Origin of the sequence: Paenibacillus sp. PastF-3, from assembly GCF_029893135.1 — a bacterium.
Lineage (GTDB): Bacteria > Bacillota > Bacilli > Paenibacillales > Paenibacillaceae > Paenibacillus_AQ > Paenibacillus_AQ nitricinens.
The window spans coordinates 758,354-771,566 of record NZ_JARXWM010000001.1 but is presented as its reverse complement, the minus strand read 5'-3'; the positions used below and the strand labels follow the sequence as shown (position 1 = coordinate 771,566).

At 39.3% G+C, this 13,213-nt stretch carries 13 protein-coding genes and 1 pseudogene; 10 read left to right on the top strand and 4 right to left on the bottom strand.

Annotated features, from left to right (window positions below):
- The 10 genes from M2444_RS03510 to asnB all read left to right on the top strand — a co-directional run bounded on the left by M2444_RS03510 (nucleotide 1) and on the right by asnB (nucleotide 8,640).
- Nucleotides 1–678, top strand: a complete 678-nt coding sequence (locus M2444_RS03510; RefSeq protein WP_280786339.1) for a M14 family metallopeptidase — start codon at nucleotides 1–3, stop codon at nucleotides 676–678.
- Between the two features lie 161 nt (nucleotides 679–839).
- Entirely contained in the window at nucleotides 840–1,220 is a 381-nt protein-coding gene (locus M2444_RS03505) for a GntR family transcriptional regulator (protein ID WP_094869071.1), read from the top strand.
- A complete protein-coding gene (locus M2444_RS03500) occupies nucleotides 1,217–2,086 on the top strand; it encodes an ABC transporter ATP-binding protein (RefSeq protein WP_094869070.1) in 870 nt (289 codons plus the stop codon). Before M2444_RS03505 ends, M2444_RS03500 begins: the two co-directional genes overlap by 4 nt.
- Nucleotides 2,079–2,714 (top strand): ABC-2 transporter permease, encoded by a 636-nt coding sequence (locus M2444_RS03495; RefSeq protein ID WP_280786291.1) that lies wholly within the window; start codon nucleotides 2,079–2,081, stop codon nucleotides 2,712–2,714. The genes M2444_RS03500 and M2444_RS03495 overlap by 8 nt, the downstream gene beginning before the upstream one ends.
- 17 nt (nucleotides 2,715–2,731) lie before the next feature.
- On the top strand, nucleotides 2,732–3,370 hold the full coding sequence (locus M2444_RS03490) for an ABC-2 transporter permease (RefSeq protein ID WP_280786290.1): 639 nt from the start codon (nucleotides 2,732–2,734) through the stop codon (nucleotides 3,368–3,370).
- 83 nt (nucleotides 3,371–3,453) lie between these two features.
- Complete coding sequence (locus M2444_RS03485; protein WP_280786289.1) at nucleotides 3,454–4,551, top strand: sensor histidine kinase; 1,098 nt, start codon at nucleotides 3,454–3,456, stop codon at nucleotides 4,549–4,551.
- A 146-nt stretch (nucleotides 4,552–4,697) separates the two neighbouring features.
- Nucleotides 4,698–5,114, top strand: coding sequence for a MarR family winged helix-turn-helix transcriptional regulator (locus M2444_RS03480; RefSeq protein ID WP_256989724.1), 417 nt, complete (start codon nucleotides 4,698–4,700; stop codon nucleotides 5,112–5,114).
- Nucleotides 5,115–5,176: 62 nt separating this feature from the next.
- On the top strand, nucleotides 5,177–5,401 hold the full coding sequence (locus tag M2444_RS03475; protein ID WP_042188496.1) for a DUF896 domain-containing protein: 225 nt from the start codon (nucleotides 5,177–5,179) through the stop codon (nucleotides 5,399–5,401).
- 280 nt (nucleotides 5,402–5,681) lie between these two features.
- The gene (locus M2444_RS03470; RefSeq protein WP_280786288.1) at nucleotides 5,682–6,617 is read left to right on the top strand and encodes an alpha/beta fold hydrolase; all 936 of its coding nucleotides are present in this window, start codon (nucleotides 5,682–5,684) and stop codon (nucleotides 6,615–6,617) included.
- A 145-nt stretch (nucleotides 6,618–6,762) separates the two neighbouring features.
- Nucleotides 6,763–8,640, top strand: coding sequence for an asparagine synthase (glutamine-hydrolyzing) (asnB, locus tag M2444_RS03465; RefSeq protein WP_280786287.1), 1,878 nt, complete (start codon nucleotides 6,763–6,765; stop codon nucleotides 8,638–8,640).
- Nucleotides 8,641–9,939: 1,299 nt separating this feature from the next.
- On the opposite strand, the gene M2444_RS03460 is transcribed toward asnB, so the two are convergent.
- The 4 genes and pseudogenes from M2444_RS03460 to M2444_RS03445 form a co-directional block, all read right to left on the bottom strand.
- Nucleotides 9,940–10,770 carry a hypothetical protein gene (locus M2444_RS03460; protein WP_094877886.1) on the bottom strand — a complete coding sequence of 277 codons (831 nt, stop codon included), beginning with the start codon at nucleotides 10,768–10,770 and terminating at the stop codon, nucleotides 9,940–9,942.
- A gap of 467 nt (nucleotides 10,771–11,237) precedes the next feature.
- Nucleotides 11,238–11,411, bottom strand: a pseudogene (locus tag M2444_RS03455) (S-layer homology domain-containing protein); the annotation flags it as partial.
- Between the two features lie 12 nt (nucleotides 11,412–11,423).
- Nucleotides 11,424–11,957 (bottom strand): hypothetical protein, encoded by a 534-nt coding sequence (locus tag M2444_RS03450; protein ID WP_094877884.1) that lies wholly within the window; start codon nucleotides 11,955–11,957, stop codon nucleotides 11,424–11,426.
- 784 nt (nucleotides 11,958–12,741) lie between these two features.
- Nucleotides 12,742–13,212, bottom strand: coding sequence for an immunity protein YezG family protein (locus tag M2444_RS03445; RefSeq protein ID WP_094877883.1), 471 nt, complete (start codon nucleotides 13,210–13,212; stop codon nucleotides 12,742–12,744).
- Nucleotide 13,213 lies beyond the last annotated feature (1 nt).

Here is a 13,213-nt window from a genome sequence, read left to right as displayed (position 1 = left end):
ATGATCGTTGAGAATTATACTTTAGCATCGTCTACAACCCATGCCACTCCTTATTACGTGATCAGAGGCGGGCTCCCAGGTCCTGTGTTTATGGTGGTGTCCGGCATACACGGGAATGAAACGGCAAGCATTCGTGCGGCGAAAAACATCGTGAATCACTTAAGACAAGGAGAATTAAATATTTACTGTGGTACGCTTATTATTGTGCCTCTCATGAATCAAAAAGCTTATCGCAAACGAATTCGGGGCGTGCCAGATTTGAATCGGACGTTTCCACGTACTCGGAATGGATCTGCCAAACATCCGTTATCCGTAGCCTTGCTTCAATTAATAAGACGTTATCGCCCCAGCTGGTACCTTGATCTCCATGAAGCGAACGGTTTGTCTCAAAGAAATCCTAAACGCCTTGGTCAGTCTATTATCATTAAGCCTGGGAGCCAAGGTACGGTTACGGCTAGGCGTATCATAAAAGACATTAACCGTACAATCGCAAATACTTCTTATCATTTTAATATCCGTTTACGAGAGCGCCCCGGGTCGTCACGTGCGGCCGTCTCCCGTATCATAGGAGCGAAGGCATTTACTGTGGAAACCTGCTGGAGTCTTGATCGTGACCTTCGTATTCGTTATCAGATAGACATTGTTAGTCGCTTTTTAAGAAGTGCTGGATTGATGTGATGATAATTAGATATGCTGTATGCCAAGCAAGCTGACCCTAAGTTCAATAGGAATCGGCTTGTTTTGTGTGGATTTAAAAGATCATTGACAACAATGGGTATAGTGTATATATTACATATATACATCGAATACACATAAACTAGGAGTGAGGGCACGCGTTCATGAACATATTGATATCCAACACTTCCGGTGAACCCATCTATGCACAGATTGTAAGTCAGATCCGCCAGATGATCCTACAAGGAGAGTTAGTTTCAGGTACGCCTTTACCTTCTATTCGACTGTTAGCCAAAGAGCTGCAGATTAGCGTAATTACAACAAAACGAGCTTACGAAGAACTGGAGAGAGAAGGCCTTATTAATTCCATTGTGGGAAAAGGTTCCTTTGTTTCTGGTGCAGATCAGGAGTTTATTCGTGAGCAACGGCTACGGATCATGGAGAACAAGATGAAGGAGATTATTGACGAGAGTAAGCTGTTGGGGATTGATTTTGCTGAGTTCAGTGAGATGTTGAAATTGCTGTATGAGGAGGAGACAGAATGAACGATGTCATTCAATTGAATCAAATATCTAAAAAATATGGCCATTTTAGCCTATGCGAACTTACGTTCGGTATTAAGGAAGGGTATATAACGGGGTTAATAGGACCCAATGGGGCAGGGAAAACAACTTTAATTAAAATGATGATGGGTATGGTACAACCCGACCAAGGAAGTATCGAGATTTTTGGCAAAGAAACATCCATAAAGAATGCAAAGTACAAAGATCGAATTGGGTATGTTTCCGATGAGAACTATTTTTACGATCCATTAACCATCGATCAGATGAGTAAGATGATTGCTCCCTTTTATAGCCAGTGGGATAAAGAGACTTATAGGAAATACATAGAGATGTTTAAGCTTTCCCCGCGGAAAAAGATTAAAGAGCTCTCCAAAGGAATGAAGATGAAGTATTCGCTCGCTATTGCCTTATCGCATGGTGCAGATCTGCTCATCATGGACGAACCTACTGCAGGTCTTGATCCCATATTCCGGAGAGAACTGCTTGATTTGCTTAGTGAGCATATCCAGGATGAGAAGAAATCTATTCTTTTCTCCACGCATAACACGACTGATTTAGACCGGATAGCGGATTATATTGTTTTTGTGAATGAGGGGCGGTTAGTTTTTAATGAGATGAAAGAATCACTACCTAATAAATATATGCTGGTAAAAGGCAACAAGGAGCTGCTTGATCGGGATGTGCGAAAATGGTTCATCGGGCTTAGAGAGACGGAAGTTGGTTTTGAGGGTCTTCTGAACAATCGCTCTGAGGGTGAACGATTCTTTAGAGATCATGCTATATGCGAGACACCTACTCTGGAAGAAATTATGTATTTTACGGTAAAGGGAAACGCTTTGTATGTTTAATCTCTTGCTGTTGATTCGGAAAGACATTATTCTCCTGCGGAATTTTATCCCTTTATTTCTCTTGAGTATTTTGTTTGTTGCCTATGTGCAAAAGGATAGCTCCAGTATGTTTGCTGCCTTTCAATCCTTACTGTTGCTCGTATACTCCTGTTCAATGGATGCACAGAATAACAACACAAAGTTTGTTATAGGATTGCCAGTAAGTCGGCAAGAGATTGTCTTGGCTAAATACTTATCACTGATTCCTTATAATTTCATCGGTTTGGTTTGCTCATTAGTTTTGTTTCTAATTTCTTTTTCATTTGGCTATTCCATAAGTCCAGTGTATTGGATAGGGGTATATTTAACGTTACTTATGATTCCTTTGACTGCGTCTATTTATCTGCCGATTCATTATTGGCTTGGTTACAAAAACTTTTACTTCAATACCTTTTTTAATGTAGTTGTAACGATAACCACGATAAGTGCTGGAGCTTCACTCACCAATTCATCAGTTTTCTCAAAAATAACCCATTTAAAGCTGCAAGATCATCTGGTGCAGATAGGTTTGATAGGGATCGTTTATCTATTCATCTTGTACTTCTCATATAAGATTTCACTACGATTGTTCAGCAGGGAAGAGTTATAAGCTAAGGAGGACTTATAGTGTATCATTCATTTTATCTTATTCAAAAAGACTTCATTCTTCTGCGTAAATTTCTGATGCTGCTATTCCCTTTCTTTATTTTTATAGCTTACTCGAACTATCATAGCTTCAGTTTATTTACGGTGATGCCACCCATGCTGTTATTGATAAGCTCCTGTTCTATGGATACTCAGCAGATGACGCAACGGTTTCTCGTTAATCTCCCTGTACGGAGACAAGAGCTTGTCCGTGCCAAATACTTCTCAATCCTTCCATATGCGCTTGTTGGGCTGGCAGCAACTGCTTTTACCTATCTCCTGATTATTATGACAGGTAAAGAGGTAACCCCTTATTTTTGGCAAGAGGTTGGTATTGCGATATCTATTTTCCCACTCCTTGCTATGCTTTATTTACCGATTCATTACTGGTTAGGGGCTAAAGGAACGCAAGTGGTTAATCTCGTTTTTATGATGATTATAATGGTTGGTCCGAATGTGATCGGTAGTTTGCTTCAATGGTTTCCTGACCTAGAGAACTGGCAGAGCTATGGCGTGAAATCTAGCTTTATTCCTTATATCATACTAGGACTCGCTTACGTGTTTTTACTCAGCTGTTCTTATCTCATTTCATTGCGGATTTTTGAGAAAAAGGATCTGTGATTTTAATAATTTGAGATTTAGATTGAATTCATATACCATTATCACTACAAAGATAAATACTGTAGGGGAAGGGTATACATCCAATGCCTAAAATGATTTATAGTTTTCGTACAAAAATGATTATGCTGCTGATGGCCAGTATGCTAGTATCCGGTGGGATAACCTTTTTAATCTATAAGGCGCTCCAGCGATATTATCACTCTGAGGTGAAGTTTGAGAATCCACTTACCCAAGTTCGCTATGTAATAAGAGATATTGGAGATGTGAATACATTTTTAATTATCTTTATACCACTCGCCATTCTATTTTTCTTCTTATTCACTAAGCCGTATGCAAAATACTTCAAAGAAATATCAAAGGGGATTCATCAGCTAGCATCAGGTGATTTCTCTGAACGAGTAGATATACCTTCCAAAGATGAATTTGGAATCATTGGTCATGATCTCAATCTAGCCATAGAGAATATGCAAGAGGCCATTGAGCGGGGAGATATTGCCGAGAGCAGTAAAGATCAACTCGTGTTGAACCTGGCGCATGATTTGCGTACACCCCTAACCTCGGTTATTGGCTATTTGGATTTTATTTTGAAAGACAATCAATTAACGCCTGAACAGTCCAGGCATTACACGACGATTGCTTATACCAAATCTCAACGTTTAGAAAAATTGATCGATGAGCTGTTTGAAATTACAAGAATGAACTATGGCAAGCTTAAGCTTGAGAAATCCTCGATTGATCTAAGTGAGCTTCTTTTACAATTAAATGAAGAATTATATCCAGTCTTTGAGAAAAATGGTCTAATCTCCAGAATGGATATGACACAACCTCTGATGATATATGGCGACGGGGAATTGTTAGCACGTGTATTTGAGAACCTTCTTATGAATGCGGCCCGATACGGAAGCGATGGTCAATTTATTGATATTCACGGTTACTTGGACGCTAACGAGGTAGTCGTAGAAGTGATTAACTATGGGAATTGTATTGAGCCGGAAGAGTTGCCACGTATTTTTGATATGTTTTACACGGGTGATCGTGCACGAACACATCCAACTGGAAGTACGGGACTTGGCTTGTTTATTACTAAAAATATAGTAGAGCAGCATCATGGAACCGTATCTGCGCAAAGCTGTGTGGTGCGGACAATCTTTGAAGTGAGACTCCCGAGAAACAATAATTGAAGACCATTTCTATAAGATGAAGTACCAACCTAAAGAGGATTCGTTGGTGGATGATATCTAAAGATCGTCAACCTTTGAAATCCTCTTAAAAACATGATATAATTAGCTTGCTAATTAATTTGTAAGGTGGTCCGGAGGAACAAGCTGTGATTGAAGATGAGATAAGAGAACTACTGGACAGAATTTCTGCGGAAATGCGTAGAGATTATGCAGCATTGCTTAGAGAATTTAATCTTCATGTGGGCCAAGAACAGTTATTATGCCGGTTATGGAGATCAGATGGAATGACCCAGATCCAGTTAAGCGAAAGTCTGAATTGTGAGCCGCCAACGATTACGAATATGGTGAAATCACTTGAGAGTCATGGGTTTGTTGTTCGAAAAAGAGATCCTGAAGATGGCAGAGTAAGCCGAGTGTATCTTACTTCAGCCGGACGTAATCTTTGTGAACCTGTGGAACGTATATGGAATAAACAACTGGATAAATTATTAACAGGAATTTTACCCGAAGAACGTTTATTATTAAGAAGGCTTATGAAACAGATGGCGGATAATTTATCTTGAATCTGGCATAGCTCAGCACATCCATTAGCAAGCTAACCAACACTTAGAAAAGAGGAACATAGATGATTACCAGTTTAACTCGTATTAATGAACTAGCCAGGAAAGAACGTGAAGAAGGCCTGACAAAAAGTGAATGGGTGGAGCAGATCGCTTTGCGTGAAGATTACCTACGTGAAATTCGTGGACAAGTTCGTAACAGTCTGTCGGGAGTGACGATTGTAGATCCTGAGGGAAATGATGTTACGCCTGAAAAGATTCGGTTGTCGCGTAAAGAAACCTTGAACTAATTTATAGTTAATAAAATGGATGAGCACCTTTAGAATATCGTTGAATAGCCCTAAGGCTTAATCAGCGAATATCTAAAGGTGTTTTTTTATGATATCAATTGGACGAAAGTGGAATCATATTTATAAAAGTTATCTTAACGGAAGCTTAATTCTATTTCTTTAGTTGTGGTTGAGAATTAAGACTGAATTAATCTTGTGTTACACAGGATCTAAGACTGGATGGTTAGAATGAAATGGACAGAAGATAAGATATAAACATATGGGGAGCGGGAGATGACAGATGAAAAAAGCATTGTTCTTGTTACTTAAAGTAGTAGTAGTTATTATCGTACTAATCGCAGTATTTCTAGCCACTGTATTTACAGTTAATGTGGTCAGCAACAAATTAGAGAAAGGCAAAATTGAATCCTACGGCCAGCTAATACCTGTAGACGGAAAAAACATGAATGTCATGATTCAAGGTCAAGGCGAAGAAACGGTAGTGTTACTACCAGGTTTCGGAACGGCAGCGCCAGGAATTGATTTTAAACCGCTTGTTGACGAGCTATCTCCATTCTACAAAGTGGTAGTAATTGAGCCATTTGGGTATGGGTTAAGTGATATCACTGAAAAAGAACGAACGGTCGATAATATAGTGAGTGAACTTCATGAAGCTTTACAACAATTAAAAATAGACCGTTATATTCTGATGGGGCATTCTATTTCTGGAATTTATGGTCTGGACTATGTGAACAAATACAAAAACGAAGTCAGTGCATTCGTGGGGATCGACAGCAGTGTACCGGCACAAGGAGCAGGCGAGGCGCTTCCAACTGCAGCCTTAAAATCACTTAAACAATCAGGATTCTTCAGATTGCTGGTTAAAATCGATCCTAACCAAATCCTCTCACCAAATGTGGATGATAAAACGAAAGAACAAAATAGAATGATTACGCTTAAAAACATGATGAACCCAAACATCATTAACGAAGCAGAGCATTTCCCTAGTAATTTTAAAGCTACCGAAACATTGAAGTTTCCTAAAGATCTTCCTGTACTTTTCTTCTTAGTGAAAGATACTACGGATGTTGAGGGCTGGGAAGCTTTACATGAAGATCAGATTAAAGATTCCTTACAGGGGAAGATGATTCTGCTTGAAGGCGATCATTATTTACACCATACCCGATCAAAAGAAATCGTCCAGAATTTCAGAAGCTTCATGAATGAAACCAAATAAGTATAAATGAGAAAGCGTCGAACGATTCGTTTAGTGAATCCTTCGGCGTTTTTTTATATGAATGATAAGCAACAAAAAATGATTGATCAACGCATTTGTGGGCACTCTAAACCTTAATCTTTATTATAGGAAGGACTAACATAGCATGTGCGGAATAGCAGGAATATTAAAATGTAATGGACACCCCCCGCAAGAAGAAACCTTAAAACAAATGACAGGTGCAATGAATCATCGAGGTCCTAATCATGAGGGAGTATGGCTTGATTCTCGCATTGGACTCGGTTTTCGGAGGTTGTCCATTATAGACCTACGTGATGGGAATCAGCCGATGACGAATGAAGATCAGTCCCTGTGGATTGTTTTTAATGGTGAGATCTATAATTATAAAACACTAAGAGATCAGCTGAAGCTAAAGGGACATCATTTTCAAACACAATCAGATACAGAGGTTATTTTGCATTTATTTGAGGAATACGGCAAGGACTGTGTTCATCATCTACGTGGAATGTTTAGTTTTGCGATTTGGGATCGTAAGGAACAAACGCTTTTTGCTGCTAGAGATCATTTTGGTATTAAGCCTTTTTATTATTACAAAGATGAGAATAATCTTTTATTTGCTTCAGAAATCAAAAGCATTCTTGCCGTGCAAGGAGTGCCTAGAAAGCTTCAGTATCAAAGCTTATTTAGCTACTTAACTTTTCAGTATGTACCGCAACCCGATACGATGTTTGAACATATTCATAAATTAGGCCCTGCAGAGCGTATTTTTGTTAACCCGAATGGTGAAATGAAGATCGAGAAATATTGGGAACCCCATTTTCATCCGGTAAAACGATCCTTAGCAGACTATGCGGAAGAAATTCAATGGAAATTGAAAGAGTCTGTAAATCTTCATTTACAAAGTGATGTGAATAGAGGGTGTTTTTTGTCCAGTGGAATTGACTCCACAGCTATAGCTGCAATGATGAAAGCAGAAGAATCAACAAAGACTTTTTCGATTGGATTTGAAGGGGTGAACAATGAAACTATCATTGCAAATCAAACGGCAGCCAAACTGGGGACGGATCATTATTTTCACATTTTATCTACAGAAGACTTTTTTGAGAGTATACCGAAAACGGTATGGCATCTAGATGAGCCTGTTGCGGACCCTTCCGCTATTGCGCTCTATCATCTTAATCAGCTTGCCAAAGAGCATGTCACGGTTGTCCTATCGGGGGAAGGCGCTGATGAATTATTCGGAGGATACCGAATCTATAGAGAGCCGGATGCATTAAGACCCATTACATGGATGCCTAACTTCATAAAGGATACGTTACGAAAATCTTTAACCGTATATCCTTATCATTTTTATGGAAAAAATTATTTACTTCGGGGGCTGACACCTTTAGAGGAACGCTTTTTCGGTAATGCTAATATCTTTAACAAAAGCGGAAAGATGAACTTACTTCACGAATCGGTACACGCTCAAAATAGCTTTTTACATCCGACCGATATCGTTAAGCCTTTTTATGATAAGACAGTGCACCTTGATCCTACGACAAGAATGCAGTTTATTGATATGAACTTTTGGTTACCTGGCGATATTTTGTCAAAAGCAGATAAGCTCTCTATGGCACATTCATTGGAATTAAGAGTCCCGTTTTTAGATAAAGAGGTTTTTGAAACGGCCAGTAAAATTCCAGTCGACAATCGGATTGGCAAAAACACAACAAAACTTGCTTTGCGTAAAGCTATGGAAGGAATTGTTCCGGACGCAATTGTGAATCGCCCCAAATTAGGATTTCCCGTACCGATTCGTGATTGGCTTAAGACCCCGATTTCAGATATAATGTTTGAGCAAATACGCTATAGTGGTATTGAAGAAATATTCAATATGAATATCATCGAAGAAATGTTTATCCAGCATCGGAGTAATAAAGGTGATTATTCGCGTAGAATCTGGCTAATTTACATTTTTTCAGTGTGGTACACACTTTTTATGAAAGAAGATCTGAAGCAATTAAAGAGTGCCGTGCTGTAATGGGGGAGTGATCGCTTGAACATTGAGGAATATGCATGTAAACATGAGCAGCAAATTGTAGACAATAATGAATTAAGAAATCAACTTAAAGAGACACTTGAAAAATTACCACAGAAGTTCCTGGCCTAATGGGCTTTGAGCGTTGCTGTTGAACATCTGGATCATCTGGATCAACATCTTATAAATTGACCCGAGCGTTCTAACTGGACATATGAGAGGACATACTATAGTAAGCAGTGACTATGTCGTTGAAATGGTAAACATATCCAATTGTTCTTTAGTGGCCGAGGCTGCCACTAAAGAACGGGAAAGACAATTAGGGGTAGCTGAAGAATTGTTTTAAAATTAAGCTATAAGACCGAACATGTGTGAAGATACTGATATAAGTTGATTGATGGTAATAATTAGCTTTTTTATTTAAGAGGTACTTAAAAAAATAACCAACAATAAACATATAAATATAACCACACAGAGTTAAATCCGAGATTCTGATACACTTTAAAATTTAATACTCGTTAGCGACAAATTGATCTCTATAAAAAAGAAAAGATGAAGATAATGTTCATACAAGGAACGTTCATTTGAACGTTGTATCGATAACCATTAATAGACAGCTGATTAGCAGTATTTATAGATCAAATTGGCTTACTCCATTAATTTATATACTACTTCATCACAAAACCCGTATTTTGTACATATGTCTATGAGTTGGAAAACGCCCTGTTTGGTTCTTATTGTCTGTGTGTCCTGTGTGTCCGGTGTGGACAAGAACTTAGTCCCTTGTAGGACAAGAACTTAGTCCCTTTGCCGACAAAGCCCCTATTCTGGCCATAAAAAAACAACTCAACTGGAGCAGTTTTCAATAATCATGCTTCTTTATATAAGAACTTACGTAATTAATCAGTTCATAATTTTTTGGATAATCAATGGATATCCGTGCTGGTACATAGGATTTCATTTTTTAAATAGCTTTCTTTTTTCTTAAGCTATGATTGGGGCATTGATATTCAGTGATTCTTGTGTTGATTGTATTCTCATAATACATCTTAAAGTTTATACTTTCAGCGCTCTTACCTTTAACCTCTTGGTACTTAAAAGCCATTTTGAAGTTAGCTTTTGTGCTGATGTGAGAATTTATAAGAACTTTATCTTTAAGACATAATCTACATTCTTGAAGCATTCGTGCCCCAGCTCCCTGCCGGCATGCCTTAATGGTCTATATATTTGGCACAGGCCCCTCAAAAAAAATAACAGAACCCTTAACTTAAAGCACTTTAAGGGTTCTGTTTATTATTTTATTTATTTGACATATTTAATTGCATACTTGTCAAGAAGCATTTCGGATTTGTTCAATTGCTTAATTCCTTCTGCCCCCTTCTTTTCACCTGCATTGAATTTGGACCAATTTATTTTGGTCGTCTTCAAGCTGTCCCGCATTATAGTGAACCCTTCCAACTGGAGTTTTGCTCCTGCCAGATAGTAGGTATGTATTTCTTTCAACTCTACATTATTAGCTTTGAGGTTTTTCAACCCGGATACAAATTTAGTATAATTGGGCAATACAGTATTGTTTAAAGTAAGAAAGAGTGTTTTTCTTGTTGAATCGTTCAGGAGTCTATTTTGATTTAACGTAGTTATGGCTTTCTTTTCATAGCTTCCTAATGGCTGCAACTGCTCAATGTAATCTTCAAGATCCTGTAACATAATTTCTTCGTGTGTAGGTTCCTTTATAACTACCGGCTTAGTTGGTTCAGGAATGACTGTATAATCATCCACCACTTGAACATTGAATACATAAGGTTCAAACTTTTCTCCAATATTGACAGTTAAGGTAGCATTCCCTTTATTTATTGCATGAAGTTCAGAAACCCATTGCGTTTTTCGTACGACCTTGACAACATTCTCATCTGAAGAGATTGGAGTGAAGTCATGTTCCGTAACGTCTGCATCGGTCCAGTCAGTGATGGCTATTTCGTATGATTTCCACTCCCCAACTTTTATCTCAGCAGGTTTGGTCACTTTGACAATGTCGGTGATGTTCCGTGCAGCCGCATAAATACTGCCAACCCCGAATACAACCGATACTATAATTGCTAGCATTAGCGAATAAATCCAACTCTTTCGTTTCATATAGCCTTATCCCCGCTTAATTATTAATAGTAAAGCATCTACCAATTTTGCTAAGACATTTCAAGAATAGGTCGCAGGTAGCAAAAGCAGCATATTACTTTCCTCTTATATTATATAACTTAGCAGGAATAATTGTCCTATGTTTTTGGGTTTGCTTCCCGTTTCGGGGCACCCTCTTTAACTGATTCGTTCCATAAATGGAAAAGGGGCAATCATCTTAGTCCGGTTTCCGGCATTGTCATACTCATAAAAGGATTGGTTTTACGTCCGGGTCTATTCTGATCTACTCACACAAATAGCCGTCCGCCAGCAGATTCCTGGCGGACGGCTATTCAGCTTGTTATTTAATGCAATTATATACAATCTGTGCTGCCTCTTCCCGGGTGCGGCAGCCCTTGGGCTCAGCTCCTTACCAAGCCCGTGAGTATTCCCGCTTCTACAAACTGCTTCATTGCTGTCCGGGCATATCAGGCTACCGCACTGACATCTTTGAAGCTGTCGTAGCTCTGACCGTTGCTGCCATCCGGCAGCCGGTTCAACTGCTTCATGATATTATACAGAAAGTCAGCCCGCTTCACCTGGGCCTCAGGTGCAAACACATAGCTGCTTACCCCCTTTACCACCTCTCTCGCCGCCAAGTAGTCAACGGCACCTCAATACCAGTTGCCCGGTGCAACATCATTGAATTTGATTTCGTTATACCCTAAAGCATAATTTGAAAAATGGGAGGTCTGGAAGTTAACCTTTTCGGCTGCTGCATCGTAGCCCCCGTTAACCAACTGAAGGTTTCCTGTCTGATCGCTATAATACACCACAATGGCTTTTGACTTTTCATTTGCTTTTGGCGTATAAGGTACACTGATCTTAACTATTTCACCGTTGAATGCTGTAATTTCAGCATTTCCGGCTGTTACAGAGAAGTTTACAACCGGTCTGTCTCCAAGCTTGCTCCGGGCTTTGTCCGGCAAGCTTAATGAAGCAAGGATTGTGCTATCCTCTGCTGCATTTCCAATAGCAGCTACTGCGTTGGACGTAAAGGTAATAGCAGCAATGCCTGTATTCAGCTTCAGCTCTGCCCTGGCGGCTTCGGCTTGCTTGACCTTGCGGACCAGATCACTGATTACAGTGGAATCCAACTTGACGATGGCAGCTCCTGCTTCCTTGCCTGCCGTTGCTTGGATCTTCACACTATAAGTAGTGGTGCCGTCAGCAGCAGTCCAGAGGTCACGGCTGCCGGAGTGAGTGACGCTTCTTTGTCTGTGTAAGCATTGATCTGGAAATGTCGAATCGGTTCGCCTCGTCTGAGACAGCCAAGGTGTTTTTGGACACCTAGCCCCCTGCCATACGAGTAAAGAGTATTCAATTAAGCTTCACTAAGGAGAAAGTGTGCGGCTACCTCCCGCGAGGTCGGCAGCTCCAGCACTTGGCTGAACAACGCTTCCTTGTTTCCGAACGCGAGTATAGGCGAGCATTCGACTCCTGTGGCCTGCGTCAAGTCGGTGTAAGACATACATTAGATAATCATCAAATCGGCAATAGTAACATGTTGTTGTCCAATTTCGGAAAAGGGACTATGTTCTTGTCCACCTACAACAAGAACATAGTCCCTTGTAGGACAAGAACTTGGTTCCTTTGCCGAATCCCCCCTTCTAATGCAAAAAAACAACCGGTTAATCACGGTTGTTTACAGTCGTTAAATAGTGTTCTTACAGCAATTTGGTTGGAGTTTAGTCATGTTTTTTTACAAAGGAATCTACATAATCCTTTAAGGCCTTGTTTCTTAGTGCATACTGAAGAGGCAGAATAAATGAGAAACTCTCAGAAGAGTGGTTGTTTAGCAGCATTGTATTCGGATCCCTAATTCGGTCTCTGTGAGGATGTGCACGGTCTTAGTGTTTACATAAATCTTATAAAAATAACGAAAGGTGCCCCAAACAACCATATAATGGCTTTCGGGACACCGCAAGAGAATTAATCAATCTTTTGTTTTAGATATTCATCTAAGTACGATTGGTGAAATGCATCTGTAGGAAGTAATCCTAGAACTTTATATTTCCAGATCGTTCGTTGTTTAGAAGGATTGAAAACAACCTCATCATAATTATAATCGATATTAAACTTACCTGAAGAATCCAAATACATCGTCAGATTTGTCCAAGCTTGATCAAGTGTGCTTCTAGAACCCTCATTTAATTCAACGAAATATTCTTGTAACTCCCTACATAACCGATCATATATAAGTTCATCTACTCCATAAACTTTAGGGATACTATGACTATAAATTAGCTCCTTTTTTGTAGTTGATTCGAAGTAAAAATAGATAATTCTTGAACCAGGTAATATTTCTGCGTAAAGATAAATCTTACTCCACTCATCAGGGATTATTCCTATTAGCTTATTTCCGATAAGTTGATATAGTTCTTCCGTTTTTTTCACTGACATG